The organism is Streptomyces sp. NPDC036984 (assembly GCF_055607665.1).
This window is the reverse complement of record NZ_JBVJRL010000002.1, coordinates 55908-74062: the sequence shown is the minus strand read 5'-3', so window position 1 is coordinate 74062 and position 18155 is coordinate 55908. Positions and strand designations below refer to the sequence as shown.

At 73.1% G+C, this 18155-nt stretch carries 16 protein-coding genes; 5 read left to right on the top strand and 11 right to left on the bottom strand.

Going from position 1 to position 18155, the window contains the following annotated elements; translation table 11 throughout:
* The first annotated feature begins 5 nt into the window (after window positions 1–5).
* The 3 genes from ACZ7DL_RS04300 to ACZ7DL_RS04290 all read left to right on the top strand — a co-directional run bounded on the left by ACZ7DL_RS04300 (window position 6) and on the right by ACZ7DL_RS04290 (window position 3681).
* Window positions 6–791 (top strand): class I SAM-dependent methyltransferase, encoded by a 786-nt coding sequence (locus ACZ7DL_RS04300; RefSeq protein WP_470771326.1) that lies wholly within the window; start codon window positions 6–8, stop codon window positions 789–791.
* A gap of 249 nt (window positions 792–1040) precedes the next feature.
* On the top strand, window positions 1041–2126 hold the full coding sequence (locus ACZ7DL_RS04295; RefSeq protein WP_470771325.1) for a C40 family peptidase: 1086 nt from the start codon (window positions 1041–1043) through the stop codon (window positions 2124–2126).
* Window positions 2127–2379: 253 nt separating this feature from the next.
* Window positions 2380–3681, top strand: a complete 1302-nt coding sequence (locus ACZ7DL_RS04290; protein WP_470771323.1) for a PP2C family protein-serine/threonine phosphatase — start codon at window positions 2380–2382, stop codon at window positions 3679–3681.
* Window positions 3682–3892: 211 nt separating this feature from the next.
* Here the strand turns inward: ACZ7DL_RS04290 and ACZ7DL_RS04285 are convergent, their stop codons facing one another.
* From ACZ7DL_RS04285 to ACZ7DL_RS04275, 3 genes are all read right to left on the bottom strand, one after another.
* Complete coding sequence (locus ACZ7DL_RS04285; protein WP_470771320.1) at window positions 3893–4237, bottom strand: DUF2516 family protein; 345 nt, start codon at window positions 4235–4237, stop codon at window positions 3893–3895.
* Between the two features lie 110 nt (window positions 4238–4347).
* Window positions 4348–4947 carry a hypothetical protein gene (locus tag ACZ7DL_RS04280; RefSeq protein WP_470771319.1) on the bottom strand — a complete coding sequence of 200 codons (600 nt, stop codon included), beginning with the start codon at window positions 4945–4947 and terminating at the stop codon, window positions 4348–4350.
* 81 nt (window positions 4948–5028) lie between these two features.
* On the bottom strand, window positions 5029–5514 hold the full coding sequence (locus ACZ7DL_RS04275; RefSeq protein WP_470771318.1) for a helix-turn-helix domain-containing protein: 486 nt from the start codon (window positions 5512–5514) through the stop codon (window positions 5029–5031).
* A gap of 245 nt (window positions 5515–5759) precedes the next feature.
* Here ACZ7DL_RS04275 and ACZ7DL_RS04270 point away from each other — a divergent pair, with 245 nt between their 5' ends.
* Window positions 5760–8150 (top strand): ATP-binding cassette domain-containing protein, encoded by a 2391-nt coding sequence (locus ACZ7DL_RS04270; protein ID WP_470771317.1) that lies wholly within the window; start codon window positions 5760–5762, stop codon window positions 8148–8150.
* A gap of 55 nt (window positions 8151–8205) precedes the next feature.
* On the opposite strand, the gene ACZ7DL_RS04265 is transcribed toward ACZ7DL_RS04270, so the two are convergent.
* From ACZ7DL_RS04265 to ACZ7DL_RS04240, 6 genes are all read right to left on the bottom strand, one after another.
* Window positions 8206–8880 carry an RraA family protein gene (locus ACZ7DL_RS04265; RefSeq protein WP_470771316.1) on the bottom strand — a complete coding sequence of 225 codons (675 nt, stop codon included), beginning with the start codon at window positions 8878–8880 and terminating at the stop codon, window positions 8206–8208.
* A gap of 33 nt (window positions 8881–8913) precedes the next feature.
* Window positions 8914–10995, bottom strand: coding sequence for a HelD family protein (locus ACZ7DL_RS04260; protein WP_470771314.1), 2082 nt, complete (start codon window positions 10993–10995; stop codon window positions 8914–8916).
* Window positions 10996–11045: 50 nt separating this feature from the next.
* Window positions 11046–11660, bottom strand: a complete 615-nt coding sequence (locus ACZ7DL_RS04255; protein ID WP_470771313.1) for a TetR family transcriptional regulator — start codon at window positions 11658–11660, stop codon at window positions 11046–11048.
* 9 nt (window positions 11661–11669) lie between these two features.
* Window positions 11670–13811 (bottom strand): phosphotransferase, encoded by a 2142-nt coding sequence (locus ACZ7DL_RS04250; RefSeq protein WP_470771312.1) that lies wholly within the window; start codon window positions 13809–13811, stop codon window positions 11670–11672.
* A gap of 299 nt (window positions 13812–14110) precedes the next feature.
* Window positions 14111–14776 (bottom strand): HAD family hydrolase, encoded by a 666-nt coding sequence (locus ACZ7DL_RS04245; RefSeq protein ID WP_470771311.1) that lies wholly within the window; start codon window positions 14774–14776, stop codon window positions 14111–14113.
* Window positions 14777–14859: 83 nt separating this feature from the next.
* Window positions 14860–15741, bottom strand: coding sequence for a winged helix-turn-helix domain-containing protein (locus ACZ7DL_RS04240; RefSeq protein WP_470771309.1), 882 nt, complete (start codon window positions 15739–15741; stop codon window positions 14860–14862).
* A gap of 130 nt (window positions 15742–15871) precedes the next feature.
* Between ACZ7DL_RS04240 and ACZ7DL_RS04235 the strand changes: the two genes are divergently transcribed.
* Window positions 15872–16060 carry a hypothetical protein gene (locus tag ACZ7DL_RS04235; protein WP_470771307.1) on the top strand — a complete coding sequence of 63 codons (189 nt, stop codon included), beginning with the start codon at window positions 15872–15874 and terminating at the stop codon, window positions 16058–16060.
* On the opposite strand, the gene ACZ7DL_RS04230 is transcribed toward ACZ7DL_RS04235, so the two are convergent.
* Complete coding sequence (locus ACZ7DL_RS04230) at window positions 16055–16963, bottom strand: winged helix-turn-helix domain-containing protein (RefSeq protein ID WP_470771306.1); 909 nt, start codon at window positions 16961–16963, stop codon at window positions 16055–16057. The two genes, ACZ7DL_RS04235 and ACZ7DL_RS04230, sit on opposite strands and share 6 nt — an antisense overlap.
* Window positions 16964–17378: 415 nt before the next feature.
* Complete coding sequence (locus ACZ7DL_RS04225) at window positions 17379–18005, bottom strand: RsiG family protein (protein ID WP_470771305.1); 627 nt, start codon at window positions 18003–18005, stop codon at window positions 17379–17381.
* Window positions 18006–18155 lie beyond the last annotated feature (150 nt).

The window sequence follows — 18155 nt, the reverse complement described above, 5'->3', positions numbered from 1 at the left end:
CCATCGTGGGAACGGTGACGCGCGGGACGACCAACCCCAACCGGCTGCGCCGCATGGACCGCTGGATCGCGGCCGTGCACGGCGCCGAGCTGCGCCGCGCGAGCGACCCGGTGGCGATCGACCTGGGATACGGCGCCGCCCCCTGGACCGCCGTGGAGCTGCTGACCAGGCTGCGCACCGCCGCGCCCCGGGCGCGCGTGGTCGGCATCGAGATCGAGCCGGACCGGGTCGCGGCGGCCCGGCCGTACGAGCGCGACGGGCTCACCTTCCGGCACGGCGGCTTCGAGGTCCCGGTCTCCGGGCGCCCGGTGCTCATCCGGGCCGCCAACGTGCTGCGGCAGTACGACGAGGCCGAGGTCGCCGCGGTGTGGGAGCGGCTGTGCGCGCGGCTCGCCCCGGCGGGCGGCGGCTCGCGCGGCGGGCTGCTGGTGGAGGGCACCTGCGACGAGATCGGCCGCCGGCACGTGTGGGTGGCGCTGGGCCCCGAGGGCCCCCGCACGGTCACCTTCGCCACCCGGCTGGGCTCCCTGGACCGCCCCTCCGACCTCGCCGAACGGCTGCCGAAGGCACTGATCCACCGCAATGTCCCGGGCGAGCCGGTGCACGCCTTCCTCCGCGACTTCGACCGCGCCTGGGCCGCCGCCGCGCCCTACGCCTCCTACGGCGCCCGCCAGCGCTGGCTGCGCGCGGTACGGGACCTGACGGCGGACTGGCCGGTGACGGACTCGCCGGCCCGCTGGCGGCAGGGCGAAGTCTCCGTGGCGTGGGCGGCGTTGGCGCCGGTGCGCTGATCACCCGCCGCCGGCGCGCCGCCCCGCGTACGCGCCGACGCCGCACATCCGCCGGCGCCGCACATCCGCCGACGGACGGCGGAACGATCTCCGCTCCTCGTTCGTCACATCGCCGCGGGGATCGCCGTTTCCGGCGCTCGACGGGGGACATCCGCTTTCCGACGGCCTCTGTCGCTTTGCGCCCGGCCGTGGCACGATCCCTCAGACGACCGTAAGTTACTGACGGTAAATCAGCTTGGGGGAAGAGGTATGGGTTCGGGCAAGCGCGGCCTGCTCACAACCGCCCTGACCGTGATCTGCGCGGTGACCGCCCTCGCGGCGCCGGGCACGGCGTTCGCGGCCCCCGCGCCCACACCCACCCCCACACCGACGGCCGGCGGCTCGCCGACTCCCGCGCCGGGCAAGGACCTTGAAGAGGTCCGCGCGAAGCTCGACAAGCTCTACCACGACGCGGCCGTGGCCACCGACGCCTACAACGCGGCCGAGGAGAAGGCGAAGAAGCAGTCCGCCGAGATCGTGGCGCTGGCCAAGAAGATCGTCCAGGGGCAGCAGAAGCTGGACAAGCTCAAGAACCAGGCGGGCGCGGCGGCCCGGGACCAGTACCGCACCGGCGGCCTGTCCTCCACCGCCCAGTTCCTGCTCAGCGACGACCCGGGCCAGTTCCTGGACAGCGCCGGCCGAGTGCTCCAGGGCCAGCAGGCGGCGACGAAGCTGATGAGCGAAATGGCCCGCACCCAGAAGGAGTTGCGGAAGTACGCCGACGACGCCTCCGACCGGTGGGAGAAGCTGGACGCCAACCGCAAGGCCAAGGCCGCCGCCAAGAAGAAGATCCAGAAGCAGATCGACGCGGCCGAGAAGCTCGAATCCCGGCTGGAGAAGAAGGAGAAGGAGCGGCTCGCCCAGCTCGAACGGGAGGCCGCGGACAAGGCGCAGACCGCCTGGCTGGACACCGGCGTCCTCAAGGACATCGACGGCAAGGCCACCGCGCAGGGCAAGAAGGCCGTGAAGTACGCCACGGCGCAGCTCGGCAAGCCGTATGTGTGGGGTGCCGAGGGCCCGGACTCCTTCGACTGCTCGGGCCTGACCTCCCAGGCCTGGGCGACGGCCGGCCACCCCGTTCCGCGCACCTCGCAGGAGCAGTGGAAGCAGCTCGAACACGTCGACATCAAGGACATGCGCCCCGGCGACCTCATCATCTACTTCGGCGACGCCAGCCATGTCGCGATGTACATCGGCGACGGCGCGATCATCCACGCCCCGCGCCCCGGGCGCACGGTGACGATCGCGGGCGCCGGCTCGATGCCCATCCTCGGGGTCGTACGACCGGACGCGTGAGGCAGGTCACGTGACCCACCGCACGCCCAACACCCGCCCAAACCCCCGCAGGACGTGAGCTTCGTCATCCCCTCCGGGCCGCCGCCGTGTCCAACTGCGATACGGAACGCGGCATATGACAGTGGCGGACGCCGGAGCGACGCGGCTCACACCATTCCATCGGGGTGGCCCGAGCCGCTATGGTCCCGGTCGGTGGGTCGAGACCCCTCGACGCCGCCCCGTGCCCTCGGGGGGAGGGAAGGAACTCAAGACAATGCCCGTACCCGTACCGCGGCAGAGAGCGATCCCGGCCGTGGAGAGTGGTCAGGCGCAGGCCGCCCGCGCAGTCGGCGGCCCCCTCAAGGAAGAGGCCCACCGCGACGCCGCGCCCACGAACGGCACCGGCGCCACTCTCACCCTGCTGCTGATCGAGGACGATCCGGCCGGTTCGCCGATCGTGCCCGACCTGCTGGACTCGGCCGGCAAGCCGATCCGCGTCCGCACCGCCCGCAACCTCACCGAGGCCGAGCGGCTGCTCACCGACGACGTCCACTGCATCCTGCTCGACCTGGCGCTCCCGGCGCCGGCCGGCAGCGACCCCGACGACGAGCTGGCCGTGCTCAAGCACGTGCTCCGGCTCGCGCCCCGGCACGCCGTGCTCGCGCTGACCGCCTCCGGCGACGCCGAGCGCGGCGCCGAGGCCGTACGCGTGGGCGCCCAGGACTACCTCTTCCGGGACGAGCTGGACGGCCGGCTGCTCAGCCGGGCGATTCGCTACGCCGTGGAGCGGAAGCGTTCCGACACGGCCGAGCGGCGCCTGGCCGAGGGCAAGCTGCGCGCACAGGAGAACCGCCGCCTCGAACGCGGCCTCCTGCCCACGCCCCTGCTGGAGGGCTCCTCGCTGCGCTTCGCCGCCCGCTACCGGCCGGGCCGCTCCCGGGCGCTGCTCGGCGGCGACTTCTACGACGCCGTCCGCACCCCGGACGGCACCGTGCACGCCATGATCGGCGACGTCTGCGGGCACGGCCCGGACGAGGCCGCGCTCGGCGTGGAGCTGCGCATCGCCTGGCGGGCGCTGACCCTGGCCGGGCTGTGCGGGGACGAACTGCTGAACACCATGCAGCAGGTGCTGGAGCACGAGCGCGCCGACGAGGAGATCTTCGCGACGCTGTGCACGGTGGACATCGCGCCCGACGGCCGCCGCGCGGGCCTGTGCCTGGCCGGCCACCCGGCCCCGCTGATCGCCCGCCCGGGCCGGCCGGCGCGGCTGCTGCCGTACGAGAACAACGGCCCCGCCCTCGGCCTGCTGCCGGGCGCCCGCTGGCCCCGGATGCAGGTGGAGCTGGGCGCCGAGTGGAGCCTGATGCTCTACACCGACGGCCTGATCGAGGGCCGGGTCGGCGCGGACGGGGAGCGGCTGGGGCAGGACGGCATGGTGGAGATGATCCGCCGGCAGCTCTCCGAGGGGCTGCGGGGGGAGGACCTGCTGCGGGCCGCGGTGCATGAGGTGCGCGACCTCAACGGGGGCGAGCTGACCGATGACGTGGCTGTGGTTCTGCTGGACCGGACGGCGTGAGCGGCGACCTGCCGTAGGGGTACCTCGCCGTCGCCGGGTGCGGCGTGAGTGGGGCCCGTTCGCGCCCACGCGGCGGAGCCGCACATCGACACAGCCCCGCGCCCCTCGGGTGGGCGAGCTGCAGCCCACCCGAGGGGCGCGGGGAACTGCGCGACAAGCCACGAACGACCCGCGCCCGGCAGCCGAGCAGCGGCGCCACGGCGGGATGCCGCTAGCGGCCCCCGTTATACGGCCCGTACGGACCGTCGCTGCTGCTTCCGCGGCGGCGGCCCCAGCCGCGGCCGCCGCCCATCTGCTGGAGGGCGGGGCGTACGTCCACGATGTACACGATGCTCGCGACCGCGCCGGCGATCGGCAGGATGGACAGAAGCGTGAACAGGTAGCTGACCACGAGCGCGATGCCGAGGATGATCAGCCAGAAGACCTTGTTCTGCTTGTCGGCCGCGCGGAAGGCGTCCTCGCGCCGGAAGGCGGCGTCGAACAGCCCGAACGCGGCCAGGGCCATCAGGACGATCTTCAAGATGCCCATGAAACCCGCGAAGCCCAACATCAGCATGCTGTCCACCGCCCGTTGAAATCCCGATCCCTGCTACGCCGCCACCGTACCCATAGAACGGGCCGGACACCCCAAAGGTGCCCGGCCCGGACGCATCCGAACGGCCACGCTCACTTGGCCGGCGGGGTGGTCTTCTTCGTCGTGGTGCTCTTGCGGGGCGCCGGCGTCTTCTTCGCCGCGGGCTTCTTCTCCGCGGCCGGCTCGGCCGCCGCCCCGGCCGGCTTCGGCTCGTCGTCCTTGACCTCGACCGGATCGGGCTTGCCCTCGACGGCGATGGCCAAGTCCTCGATCTCCTCGGCGGCCTCGCCGCGCCAGGTCTTCACGGCCTGCTCGCCGTGCTCGGCGACCTTCTCGTAGGTCTCGCGGGCCTTGACGGCGTACTCGGCGGCGATGCCGACACCGCGCAGGGCGAAGTCCTGGGCGGTCTCGCCGAACTTGCGCAGGTCGACGTCGAGGCCGCCGATGATCTCGGTGACCTTGGTCTGGAGGGTCTCCTGCGCCTCCTTGGCGCGGGCGGCGGCCTTCTCCTGCACCACCTTCGGGTCGGTGTTGCGCACGGCGTCGATGCGAGCCGGTGCCTCGGCACGCAGCTGCTCGACCAGGGCCGGCACCTTCTTGGCCTGCTGAAACGCCAGGTCGGCGGTGCCGGCGGCGAAGTAGAGCGGGGTCGGGTCGCTGAGGGTCTTGCGCAGGTCGTCGGTGATGGCCATGGTGAGGGTCCTCCCGGATCGGATTCGCGTTCGGCTGGGTTGGTGTGGTCCGCGGTGGGCGCCCGGTGCCCTGGTCCGGCGTCAGCCGGCCGTCCGCCGCGGACCGGCGTCCGTGTCACTTCCGGCGGCATCGCTTCCGGCGGCCGTACGGCCGCCGCCGTTTTCCTGGTCCAGGGGGCCGTCCCCGGTCTCCTCGTCCGGGGCGGGCTCGCCGACCCCGAATCCGTTCTCCTTGCGGAAGGACTCGTAGATCTGGAGCAGCACCTGCTTCTGCCGCTCGTTGAGCGAGGGATCGGCGAGGATGACGGCGCGCGTCTCCACCTCGTCGCGGTCCCGCTCGGCGTCGAGGATGCCGGCGCGGACGTACAGCGTCTCGGCGGAGATGCGCAGGGCCTTGGCGACCTGCTGGAGCACCTCCGCGCTGGGCTTGCGCAGCCCGCGCTCGATCTGGCTCAGGTACGGATTGGACACCCCGGCGGCGTCGGCGAGCTGCCGCAACGACAGCTGGGCGTTCCGCCGCTGCTCGCGCAGGTACTCACCGAGATTGCCGACGTTCAGCGATGCCATGCCTCCACCTTGCCCCACTTCCGCTAACTATTGCAAGCATCCGCTTGCAAGAGTGTGTCGCGTGTCGGCCAAGTGACGGGGGTCACATGCGCGTGGAGCACACGCTACGGGAGCCGTCCGCCTCAAGGGCGCAGGCACCGGCCACGACACAGGAGTCCGGGCCACCGAACCGGTCAGGAATCGAGAAGCGGTGGCCGGGCCGTCGCCGCTAGCGTGGCGGAGGCGGCCCCACGGACGGAGAGACGATGAGCATGACCATGAGGACCGGCGCGCCGGCGGAGGCACCGCACGTCGCCGACAGCCACGAGCTGATCCGCGTGCACGGCGCACGCGAGAACAACCTCAGGGACGTCAGCGTCGAGATCCCCAAGCGCCGGCTGACGGTGTTCACGGGCGTCTCCGGCTCGGGCAAGAGCTCCCTGGTGTTCGACACCATCGCCGCGGAGTCGCAGCGGCTGATCAACGAGACGTACAGCGCGTTCGTCCAGGGCTTCATGCCCACGCTGGCGCGGCCCGACGTCGACGTACTGGACGGGCTGACCACCGCGATCATCGTGGACCAGCAGCGAATGGGCGCCGACCCGCGCTCCACGGTCGGCACGGCCACCGACGCCCACGCGATGCTGCGCATCCTCTTCAGCCGGCTCGGCACCCCGCACATCGGCTCGCCCAAGGCGTTCTCCTTCAACGTCGCCTCGATCAGCGGAGCGGGCGCGGTCACCGTGGAGCGCGGCGGGAAGACCGTGAAGGAGCGCCGCGAGTTCACCGTCACCGGCGGCATGTGCCCGCGCTGCGAGGGCCGGGGCACGGTCACCGACATCGACCTGACCCAGCTCTACGACGAGGACAAGACGCTCAACGAGGGTGCGCTCACCGTCCCCGGCTACAAGACCGGCGGCTGGAACTACCGCCTCTACACCGAGTCGGGCCTCTTCGACCCGGACAAGCCGATCCGCACCTTCACCAAGCGGCAGCTGGACGACTTCCTGTACCGCGAGCCGACCCGGATGAAGATCGCGGGCATCAACATGACCTACGAGGGTCTGGTCCCGCGGCTCCGCAAGTCGATGCTCGCCAAGGACCGGGAGGCGATGCAGCCGCACATCCGGGAGTTCGTGGACCGCGCGGTCACCTTCACCACCTGTCCCGACTGCGACGGCACCCGGCTGAGCGCCCTGGCCCGGTCCTCGAAGATCAAGGGGATCAGCATCGCCGACGCCTGCGCCATGCAGATCAGCGACCTGGCCGAGTGGGTGCGCGACCTGACCGAGCCTTCGGTGGCGCCGCTGCTCACCGCGCTGGGCGGGACCCTGGACTCGTTCGTGGAGATCGGCCTCGGCTATCTCTCCCTGGACCGGCCCGCGGGCACGCTCTCGGGCGGCGAGGCCCAGCGGACCAAGATGATCCGCCATCTCGGCTCCTCGCTGACCGATGTCACGTACGTCTTCGACGAGCCGACCGCCGGCCTGCACCCGCACGACATCCGGCGGATGAACGACCTGCTGCTGCGGCTGCGGGACAAGGGCAACACGGTGCTCGTCGTGGAGCACAAGCCGGAGGTCATCACGGTCGCCGACCACGTGGTGGACCTCGGCCCGGGCGCCGGTACGGCGGGCGGCACCGTCTGCTTCGAGGGCACCGTCGCCGGGCTGCGGGCGAGCGGCACGCTCACCGGGCGGCATCTGGACGACCGGGCGGCGCTGAAGAAGACGGTCCGCAAGCCGACCGGGGCCCTTGCGATCCGCGGTGCCACGACGCACAACCTCCAAGGCGTCGACGTCGACATCCCGCTCGGGACACTGGTCGTCGTCACCGGGGTGGCCGGCTCCGGCAAGAGCTCGCTGGTGCACGGGTCGATCCCGGCCCGCGAGGGTGTCGTGTCGGTCGACCAGACGCCGATCCGCGGCTCACGGCGCAGCAACCCGGCGACGTACACGGGGCTGCTGGAGCCCATCCGCAAGGCGTTCGCCAAGGCCAACGGCGTGAAGCCGGCCCTGTTCAGCGCCAACTCGGAAGGCGCCTGCCCGGCGTGCGGCGGCGCCGGCGTCGTCTACACCGACCTGGCGATGATGGCCGGGGTGGCCACCACCTGTGAGGAGTGCGAGGGCAAGCGGTTCGACGCCTCGGTGCTGGAGTACCACCTCGGCGGCCGGGACATCAGCGAGGTGCTGGCGATGCCGGTGACGGAGGCCGAGGAGTTCTTCGGCAGCGGCGAGGCCCGCACCCCGGCGGCCCACCGGATCCTGCGGAACATGGCCGACGTGGGCCTCGGCTACCTCACCCTCGGCCAGCCGCTCACCACGCTGTCCGGCGGCGAACGGCAGCGGCTGAAGCTGGCCACGCACATGGCAGAGAAGGGCGGTGTCTACGTCCTGGACGAGCCGACCACCGGTCTGCATCTCGCCGATGTCGAGCAGCTGCTCGGCCTGCTCGACCGGCTGGTCGACGCCGGCAAGTCGGTGATCGTCGTCGAGCACCACCAGGCGGTCATGGCGCACGCGGACTGGATCATCGACCTCGGCCCGGGCGCCGGCCACGACGGCGGCCGGATCGTCTTCGAGGGCACCCCGGCCGACCTGGTCGCGGCCCGCTCCACCGTCACCGGCCGGCACCTGGCGGAGTACGTCGGCGCCTGACGCGTTGCGTATCGGGGCGGGATGAGCGGACCGCCGACGCCGGGGAAGAACGGCATCACCGTCCGGATCCGGCGGCATCACCGTGCCGCGCCAGCAGCTCGTCGACCCGGGCGCGGTGGGCCTTCTCCCAGTCGTCCAGGGTCTCGGCGGCCTCCCGGGCCAGCTCCGCCCGGGAGGCCGCGAGGATCTCCTGCCGGCGGGCGGCGGGTACGGCGACCACACCCTCCTCGTCGGCCACGACCACGTCCCCGGCCTCGATCCGTACGCCCCCGCAGCGCACGGGCCGGTTGACGGGCCGTACGGCCTGCTTGACGCCGGGGACGGGGATGACCCCGCGGGCGAAGACCGGGAAGCCCAGCTCCCGGACCTCGGCGAGATCGCGGATCACCCCGTCGGCGACGAACGCGGCGATGCCCCGCCGCCGGGCCACGGCGCAGACGTTGCCGCCGGCCAGCGCGTAGTCCAGGTCCCCCGACTCCACGACGATCACCGAGCCGGGGGCGGCACGGTAGATGGCCGCGTGCAGCATGAGGTTGTCGCCGGGCGGGCAGCTCACCGTGTACGCCGGTCCGGCCACGCGGGGCACCGGGTCCCACAACGGCCGTATCCCGATGTCCATGACCTGCTCCCGGCCGAGCAGGACGGCGAGGGTGGTGGTGGGCACGTCCCGGAAGACGCCGGCATCGCCCAAGTCGGCGTCCCGGGTGGCGTTTTGGCTGGTGTCGGTCATGGCGGCACGCTATCGCGCAGGGCCGGGGTCCGGTCAGAACGGCAGGGGCCGGGCGTGCACCACGTCCAGCCGGGACACCGCCCGGGTCAGCACCACGTACAGCCGGTGGGCGCCCCGCTCCTCGGCCTCCACGACGGCGGCCGGTTCCACGGCGACGACATGGTCGTACTCCAGGCCCTTGACCATGCTCGCGGGGACCAGGGTCACCCGGGCGCCGAGCGCGTCGGGGCCGGCCGCCTCGATGCCGGCCCGGGTGAGCGCCTCCCGCACCCGGTCCGCGTCCGCGTCGGCCGTGATCACTCCGACCGACCCCTCCCGGGCGAGGGCGTCGCGTACCGCGGCCACGGTGGCGCCCGGCACGTCCTCGGCCGGCCGGAGGGTCAGCTCCCCGTCGGTGCGCAGGGAGGTGGCGGGGGGTACGGCGACACCGAGCCGGGCGAGCAGCCGGTTGGCCAGCTCCACGACGGCCGCCGGCACCCGGAACCCGGTGGTCAGCGGCACCAGGGCGGCGTCCGGCCGGCCCAGGTGGCGCAGGTGCACGGACCAGTCCCGGGCGGCCCAAGGGGTGGTGCCCTGGGCGAGGTCGCCGAGGACGGTCAGCGAGCCGAACGCGGCCCGGCGGGCGATGGCCCGGCACTCCATGGGCGAGAGGTCCTGCGCCTCGTCCACGACGATGTGCCCGTAGCCCTCGGGGTGTTCGATCAGCCCGGCGAGTTCGTCCAGCAGGACCAGGTCGGCGGCCGACCAGCGGGCCGACTTGTACGAGCGCGGCGGGCGGGGCCACAGCAGCGCCGCCTGCTCCCCGGGGTCCAGCAGGCCGTCGGCGGCGCGGGCCAACGCCGTGCCGTCGGTGAGGAGTTCGGTGAGGACCTCCTCGGGGCGGACCTTCGGCCACACGGTGTCGAGCTGCTCGGTCAGCGGCCGGGCCCGCTCGATGCGGCGCACCCAGGAGGCGGGCAGCACTCCGGAGCGCCGCTCGGCCCGGTCGCGCAGCCGCCGGACCACCCGGGTGCGCACCCGCTCCCGCCCGACGGCGTACGGCGGCTCCTCGGCGCGCACCTCCGCCACGATGGCCGCGAGTTCACCGGCGGGCACCCGCCAGCGGTAGGAGCCGTCGGGTACGGCGAGGTCGGTCACGCCGTCGGCGCTCACGCGCGCGTACAGCGCCCGGCGCAGCACCTCGGCCATGCGCGGGTCGTGTTTGACCGTCGCGGTCCGCACCGGATCGGTCCCGGTGGCCGGGTGGCGGGCGATCTCGTCGAGCAGCGTGGACTGCCGATAGCCCCCATCAGTCGCTCCGCGACGGGCCGTCTCGCCGAGGGAGGGCAGCACCTCGGCGATGTAGTGCAGGAAGGTGCGGTTGGGGCCGAGGATGAGCAGCCCGGAGCGCTGGAGCCGCTTGGGGTGGGTGTAGAGCAGATAGGCGGCGCGGTGCAGGCCGACGGCGGTCTTGCCGGTGCCCGGGGCGCCCTGCACGCACACCGAGTCGGCGAGGGCGGCGCGCACGAGGTCGTCCTGCTCGGGCTGGATGGTCGCGACGATGTCCCGCATGGGTCCGACGCGGGGCCGCTCGATCTCGCGGGCCACGATGGCGCTGGTCCGCGACTCGCCCCGGCCGAGGTGCTCGTCCTCCAGGCCGGTGAGGTCGGCGGAGTCGCCCCGGCTGCCGGGCGCCCAGCCGAACCGGCGCCGTACCGCCACACCCTGCGGGTCGTGGGCGCTCGCCTGGTAGAAGGCACGGGCGACGGGGGCCCGCCAGTCGACCACGAGCGGCGGGGCGGCCGGGTCCTCGGTGATCCGCAGCCGGCCGACGTGCAGTGCTTGCTGAGCGGCCTCCGGCCGCGGGCTCTGCCCGCCGTGTTCCGGATCCTGCGTGCCGAAGTCGAGCCGGCCGAAGAACAGCGGCCCCGGCGGGACTTCGCGCATGGCCACGGCCTGGCTGCGCAGCCGGCGGCCGAGGACCTCGGCGTCGGCGCCGGAGGCGGAGACGTCCGCACCGATGACGACCTGTTCGGCGGCGCCCTCGACCATCGCGGCGAGGACCGCACGGCAGGTGTCGTGGTAGGCGCGCTCGGTGTGCAGGGTGTCCGTGAGGGCGGGTTCGAGTGACGTCATGACGCCAGCCTACCGCCAAAATGTTACCGAGTTACATTTTTAACCGAGTCTCATTGGTCGCGCCTCAGCTCCGGCAGCCCCGCCGCCAGCCGCCGGAACGCCCGCTCGGCCGCCTCCACCGCGTCCGGCGCCACGTCCGCGACCGCCTCGCCCGCAGCGACCCGCCGCCAGTTCTCCTGGGCGAGGATCCGCTGTACGGCGATGAGCTGCCCGGCGGCCAGCCGCGCCTCCAACCCCCCGCCGAGCGCCTCGGCGAGCGCCGCCTCCGAGCGCTCCAGGTGCGCGTACGCCCGCGCCACCAGAGCCGGGGTGCCGTAGAGCAGGGTGTGGAAGGCGAGCACCGCGGGATGGTCGTTCAGCCCAGTGACCGGATCGCGCCGCTCCAGGCCGGCGAGGAAGTTCCGGCGCAGCGCGTCCACCGGGTCGGCGGCCCCGGCGACCACCCGCGCGGCCTCCGTCTCGTGGTCCGCGATCCGGTGCAGGACCAGGTCCTCCTTGGCCGGGAAGTACCGGAACAGGGTCGGCTTGGAGATCCCGGCCGCTGCGGCGACCTCCGCCACGGACACCGCGTCGAAGCCCCGCTCCAGGAACAGCCGTACGGCGATGTCCGACACGTCCTGGTACATCCGCTGCTTCTTGCGTTCACGCAGACCCATCTCACCCATGGTGGGAGCCTACGCAGCCCCGCCCGGGCCGGTCGGCCAGGCCGGGTGCGGGCTGCCGCGCCGCCGGGACGACAGCCCCAGGGAGGCGGTGGCCGCGGCCAGGGTCATCGCGTAGGAGTCCACCGCGCGCCGCACGTTCGGTGCGTCCAGGCCGGCCCCGGTGACCAGGCGGTCGAGGTCGACGTAGGCCGAGCGGACGATCTCGATCCACCGGTACACCCGCCAGTCCTCCCGCCAGCCCTTGGTGAACCGCGCGTCCAGCCGGGCCTCCCAGCGGCGGAACATGCGGTCCCGGATCTCCGGGCGGGTCGGGGTCAGGTGCATGTGCCGGACCAGCTCGTACAGCGGGTCGCCGACCAGCGCCATCTCCCAGTCGATCAGGGTGAGCGGCGGGCCGTCGGCGCGCCGGACCAGGTTCCAGGGGTTGAGGTCGCCGTGGAGCAGGGCGGGGTCCCGCTCGGTGACCCGGTGCCGGGCGAGGATCTCGCGCAGCCGGGGCGCGTCCGGCAGGCCGAGGAAGCGGGCCAGCTGCTGGGACTCCCGCGGCAGGCCGGCGACCAGCGCCACCAGCTGGTCGCTGAGCCAGTCGTGGAAGCCGGGCCCGCCGGCCACCGGGTCGGTCGGGGTGTAGTCGACCTCGGTCAGCGCGGCCAGCTGGTCCACCAGACAGTCGGCCTCGTGCGGCCGGAGCCCGTGCACCGGGTGCTCGGGGCGAAGGTCGAGGTCGCCCTCGTAGGTGTGGACGGTGAAGACGTCACCGCCGTAGCGGTGGGCCTCGTCCGTCGCGTGGCTCGTGCCCAGCGCCAGCACCCGGGGCGCGGCCACCGGCACCCCGGACCGCTCGATCGCCCGCAGGACGGCGTGCTCGCTGAGGAAGCCCGTCTCGCGCCGCACGACGACGGCCGCCTCCCGGCGGACGACGACGGGGAAAGCGGTGCCGGGCACCCGGAGCACCGTGTTGAGGTGCGTGGCCCCCTTGAACACCCGGCCGGCCGGGGCGGCGCCCTCCAGGAACAGCGCGTCGGCGACCGCTGCGTGCGGGAAGTCGGGGTGCTCGGCTACCCGCCGGTCCGGGGTCCAGCCGATGGCCCGGGCCGCCGCGGCCCGCCGGGGCACGGCACCGGACGCCGCCCGCCGGAACAGGATCCGCTCGATCTCCCGCCGCTCGGGCACCCGGCCCAGCCGCAGGGAGCCGGCGGCCGCGCGCAGGGCGGCGCGAACGGTTGCCGTCGCCTCGTCCAGGCGCTGCGGGTCGAAGCCGTCCTCCAGCGAGCGCGCGGCCCGGACCACGTCGGCGTACAGGGAGAGGGCGTGCTCGAACGCGAGGTAGTGCCCGAGGTCCCGGGAGAGGCCGGCCGTGGCGGCGGGCCGTACCCGGTGCACGGCCTCGGCCCAGGCGGTGACGGCCTCGCGGCGCTGGTGGTCCGGGTAGCGCATCCGCACCAGGTGGACGGCGAGGTCGTGCAACGGGTCGCCGTAGCTCGCCAGTTCCCAGTCCACGCAGTGCAGCGGCACGTCACCGGCGGCCGGCCGCACCAGGTTGCCGCGGTGCAGGTCGCCGTGGAGCAGGCCGTACGGCCGCCGGGCCAGGGCCGGCACCCGGTCGGCGAACCGCAGCAGGGCGTCCTCGGGCACGCCGAGGGCCGTGAACAGCCCCCCGTACCGGTGCCGGTTGGGCCGCCGGACCTGCTGGTCGGCCAGGTGGGCCAGGGTGCGCAGGAAGCCCTGGGAGTCGGTGTGGTTGCGCGGCCAGTGGGCCGGCAGGGGCGGCAGGGCGCCGCCGCGGACCTGGACGACGGCGGCGAACAGCTCCGCCAGGTCCTTCAGCAGCGGTCCGTCGACCGGTTCGCCGGGGGGGCAGACGTCGGCCAGCACAGAGCCGTCCACAAAGCTGTGGACGGCGTACCCGGGGCCCTCGGCCAGGCACTCCGGCGCCTGCGGCAGCACCCTGCGCACCGCCCGCAGGATCTCCGGCTCGCTCCGCCAGGTCCGGATCACCACCGGCACCGCGTCCGGACGCGGCACCCGTACGGTCACCAGGGTGCCCGGCGCCCGGCCGAGCAGCCCGGCCGCCGGCTCGGTCAGCGCGACGACGTGATTGCGGTGCTGGAAGCCGCGGCCCGTCCGGCCGGCCGCGACGGCACGGGCCACGAACTCCCGGACGACGGCATCCGTCCGAACGGCACGGGGAAGAGGCGGTGCGCCCACTGGCCGCTCCGGGTAGATCGTGCGAATGGAGATGAGGGCGTGAAGAAAGAAGGGCCGGGACGAGCGGCCCGACGGGTGGCCGGTCACTCACCTGCACCGGGCGCGACGACGCGGGACCGGCTCGTCGCCGTCCCGTACGCGCGCATCCGAGCGGTGGCCCGGAGGGCCGCATCGTAACGCACCGAAAGCCACAGCCGTCCGAGGCGGCGCACCGGTGCGGGTGGCGCACGCGGTGGCGTTCGCTAGCGCGCGGCCGGCCCGTTCCTGAGCAACAGCAGCAAGGGCTCCAGCGACCGTACGACGTGTACGGCGCCCGCCGCGCGCAGGAGTTTCTCCTTGGCCTCTTTGCGCGCGTAGCCCAGGAACGGCACCCCGGCCCCCCGGGCCGCGGTCAGGTCCGAGGGGGAGTCGCCGATCATCAGGGCGGCGGCGGGGGCGGCGCCCATCGCGTTCAGGGCGCGGTTGAGGCAGTGCGGGTGCGGCTTGAGATGGTGCAGGTGCTCGGTGCGGCCGTACAGGTGCGGGGCGAAGCAGCCGGCGAGGCCGCGGGATTCGAGGTAGGTGCGGGCGGCGCGGGGCGAGTTGTTCGTGGTGACGGCCAGCCGGGCGCCGACGGCCGTCCAGGTGCGGATCAGCGGGTCGGCGTAGGCGGTGGGCAGTGCGGACGCGGCGGCCCGCAGCTCCTCCTGGGTGAGCCGTTCCTCCAGCCCGGCCACGAGGTCGCTGCCCGGCCGGCGGCGGCCGACGGCGCGCAGGACCACCTGCGGGTCCAGCGTCTCGCGCTCGGTCTCGCTGAGCAGCCCGCGCAGCCCCTGCCGCTCCAGCCAGTCGACCAGGTCCGCGGCCACCCGCTCGGCCCGGTGTCTGGCGAACAGCCGGCAGATCGGCCCGTCGAAGTCCCACAGCACGAACCGGGCCGATGTGATCAGTTCCCGAAGCTTCTCAGTCTCGCTCGCAACAGAAGTCGCACCAGATGTCGCATCAGAAGTCACTAGGAGAGTGTCAGGTCCGTGGTGATGGTTTCCCAGAGGGCGTCGAACCACTTCTGTGACTGCTCCACGAACGCCGCGTCCCGCTGCCCGGCCCGCTGCTCGAAGGAGAACAGCAGGGATTCGGAGCCGAGGGTGTCGTACATCTCCAGCGTTCTGCCGCTCTCGATGGGCTCCTCGCGGCGCGTGACCATGTAGTACGCGTACAGCGCCTCCGTGCCGTTGAGCAGGTACAGCTTCGCCGGCGGGGTGAACGGCAGGGCCCGGAAGGTGACGTGGACCTCGATGTCGTGGGTACCGCGCAGGGCCTGGAGGTTGTACTGGAGCACCTGGCCCTGGGCGTTGCGCATCGCCAGCCAGCGCTGGTGGACGGCGTCGTCGTCGCTGCCGGCGTCGACCGAGACCGGGAAGGCGAGGTTGATGTCCCGGGACGGCAGCAGGATGCGGGCGTCGATCCGCTCCGGGCGGATGCGTCCCTCGTGGATCAGGCGCAGCGGCTCGCCGAGGGCGGGAATCAGGCTCTGCGCGGTCAGGCACACGGCGTCGATGCGCACGTGCGGTGCCGAGAACGCCTCGGTCAGCCGGGGGGCGAGGGCGACCATGGTCGGCTGCGGCTCCTCGCCCGCGGGCGCCGGCCCGGCGACGCGGGGCGGGCTGCCCTTGCTGACGCCGCTGAGCAGACCGTCGTCCTGCAGCGCCCGCAGGGCCTGGCGTACGGCGCCCCGCTCCACGCCGAACTCCTCGGCGAGCTCGGCCTGGGTGGGCAGCCGCTCGCCGGAACGCAGGGCTCCGGTCCGGATGCGCTCGCGCAGGATGTCGGCGATCTCCCGGGCCGAGCGCCTTCTGCTGCCGTTCACTGCCACGTTCTCCTGGGTCACGGCCAAACGCTACAACCCTGTTCTATCTATGGGGAGTTGTTCTGAAGTTGTTTGTGTAGGGCGACCAAGTGGGGACAACTCAAGGAGAGTTGGCTGCCAACTAGGTTGAGTTGGCAGACCGAAAGGGGGAACGTCCATGCCTGTCCCCGCGCTCCTCTCCGCCCTCCTCGTCTTCGGCTTCGAGCAGCTCGTGCAGTCACGGTTCGGCGCCACCGGCATCGCCGGCCTGCTGCTGCTCACCGTCGGCATCAAGGCCAAGAGCCCGGCCGTCAGCTCCGCCGGCGCCGTCCTGCTCGCGCTGCTCCTGGCCGGCCCCGCGCTATAGCGTCAGCACCAGTTCCGAGCTGATCGTCTCCCACAGGGCGTCGAACCACAGCCGCGACTGCTCCACGAACGCCGCGTCCCGCCGCCCGGCCCGCCGCTCGAAGGCGAACAGCATGGACCGGGTGCCGTCGGCGTCGTACAGCTCCATGTGCTCGTGCCCGATCTCCCGCTCACGGCGGCCCAGCGTGTAGTACGCGAACAGCGCCTCGGCGCCGTTGAGCAGATACAGCTTCACCGGCGGGGTGAAGGGCAGCGCCCGGAAGGAGACCCGCACGTCGATCCCGTGCGTGGTGCGCAGCGCCAGCAGGTTCTGCCGCAGCACCAGGCCCTGGGCGTTGCGCTGGGCCAGCCAGCGCCGGTGGAGCAGGCCGCCGTCGTCGGCGTCCACCGGGGTCGGGAAGGCGAGGTCGATGTCCCGGCTGGGCAGCAGCAGCCGAACGTCGATCTTGGCCGGTTTCAGCCGTCCTGCGTGGATCTGCCGCAGCGGGTCGCCGATCGCCAGCGTGAGCGAGACCGAGGTCAGGCACAGCGCGTCGATCCGCACGTGCGGGGCGGCGAAGGCGGCGGCGACACGCGGGGTGAGGCCCACCATGGTGGGCTGTGGCGGTGCCGCCGGGCCGGCCTGAGGGCGCGCGGGCCCCGGCACCCCCGCCACGATGGCGGGGCTGCCCTTGGAGGCACCGGTCAGCAGGTGCTCCGACTGGAGGATCCGCAGCGCCTGCCGTACCGCACCGCGCTCGACACCGAACTCGTCGGCCAGCTTGGCCTGCGTGGGCATGCGTTCACCCGGCCGCAGCATCCCGGACCTGATCCGGCTGCGCAGTTCGTCGGCGATCTCGCGGTGGGACGAGCGGGGCCGCTGGGGCCTCGTCCGCCCACTGGCGGAGGCGTGCTCCGGGTCCACAAAAAAACCCTACAACTTCCCGCCAACTTGCGGCAGTTCCCCGGCAGGTGGTTATGCGCCGCGTTCCGACGGAGATAAGTACAGTGAGTTGGCAGCCAACTCGCATGACATGGTCGAGCTTCCCAGTGGTTGGCCGACCGGGCTCCCTTCCGGAGGGGAGCCGGGAGCCCGGACAGGGGACGGTCACCGGAACGCACAGTCACAACTGAACATCCCGCACAGCCACAACCGAACAGCGACATCTGAATACCGACATCGCACAGCCACAACTGAACAGCTCGCTACGGATGAACAGTCAGCACGTCCTCGGAAGACGGGAGCGACCGCGCAGGTCCGGGCAGCACGACCACCCGGACGAGCACTCACCAGGGCGTCGGCCTCACGGGGGCGGCGCCCTCTCGTGCGCCCCCGCCGCTCACGTCAGCAGGTCGTCGACCTGCGCCTCGCCCACCCGGTACCGGCGCGCGATCTCCCCGCTGCAGTCGTCGGCCGTGCGCTGCAGCAGCTGGCGGCGGCGCGAGACCTCCTGCTCGTAGCGGACCAGGCGCCCCATGGCGGCGGTCAGTTCCAGATCGGTGCGCGCCGTCAGGTCGGACAGCTCGACCTCCGCGAGCATGTCGGCGGCCAGCTGCCGGTACTCCTCGTTGTGCGGGGTGCCGAGCGTGACATGGCGGGCCGAAGAGCGCTGCCGGGCCGGGGCGTCCTTGAGGATCTCCGGGAGCCGGTCGACCACGGAGCCGTCCACCGGCGCCGGCACCGATGCCCGGCCCCGCCGGCCCAGCTCCGCGCGCAGGATGTCGATCCGGCCCTGGAGCAGCCGCCGCACATAGCTGAGGTCCGCCTCGTCACGCTGGGCGTCACGGCGCACGGCGCGCAGCTCGGGCAGGCTCAGCCGGGCCAGATCGGGCGGCTGGAGATACCCCGAAAAGGCCGGGTGAGGATCCCCCGGCAGCCCCGGGCCCGCCGGAGCGTCGGCGCGCTGCGCGGGCGGCCGGTGCGTCCCCTGCGTCCCCAGCCGCCCGCTGGTACTCGGTGTGCTCATCTGCTTCTGACCGTCCCCTCGACCGGCGTGTGCAAGCATCGTGCCACCCCAACTGGCCGCTATGTGACCGAGTGCCCCCGAACGGCCCTAGATGGGGGGTAACGGATCCATATTGGGCCCCCCGCGGGCGAGCGCGGGGCACCGGGCATG

What these genes read in the sequence shown, in the direction of transcription:
- ACZ7DL_RS04295 (WP_470771325.1), top strand. Translation starts at nt 1,041, where the DNA reads ATGGGTTCGGGCAAGCGCGGCCTGCTCACAACCGCCCTGACCGTGATC.
- ACZ7DL_RS04290 (WP_470771323.1), top strand. Translation starts at nt 2,380, where the DNA reads ATGCCCGTACCCGTACCGCGGCAGAGAGCGATCCCGGCCGTGGAGAGT.
- ACZ7DL_RS04285 (WP_470771320.1), bottom strand. Translation starts at nt 4,237, where the DNA reads ATGCTGATGTTGGGCTTCGCGGGTTTCATGGGCATCTTGAAGATCGTC.
- ACZ7DL_RS04280 (WP_470771319.1), bottom strand. Translation starts at nt 4,947, where the DNA reads ATGGCCATCACCGACGACCTGCGCAAGACCCTCAGCGACCCGACCCCG.
- ACZ7DL_RS04275 (WP_470771318.1), bottom strand. Translation starts at nt 5,514, where the DNA reads ATGGCATCGCTGAACGTCGGCAATCTCGGTGAGTACCTGCGCGAGCAG.
- ACZ7DL_RS04270 (WP_470771317.1), top strand. Translation starts at nt 5,760, where the DNA reads ATGAGCATGACCATGAGGACCGGCGCGCCGGCGGAGGCACCGCACGTC.
- ACZ7DL_RS04265 (WP_470771316.1), bottom strand. Translation starts at nt 8,880, where the DNA reads ATGACCGACACCAGCCAAAACGCCACCCGGGACGCCGACTTGGGCGAT.
- ACZ7DL_RS04260 (WP_470771314.1), bottom strand. Translation starts at nt 10,995, where the DNA reads ATGACGTCACTCGAACCCGCCCTCACGGACACCCTGCACACCGAGCGC.
- ACZ7DL_RS04255 (WP_470771313.1), bottom strand. Translation starts at nt 11,660, where the DNA reads ATGGGTGAGATGGGTCTGCGTGAACGCAAGAAGCAGCGGATGTACCAG.
- ACZ7DL_RS04235 (WP_470771307.1), top strand. Translation starts at nt 15,872, where the DNA reads ATGCCTGTCCCCGCGCTCCTCTCCGCCCTCCTCGTCTTCGGCTTCGAG.
- ACZ7DL_RS04225 (WP_470771305.1), bottom strand. Translation starts at nt 18,005, where the DNA reads ATGAGCACACCGAGTACCAGCGGGCGGCTGGGGACGCAGGGGACGCAC.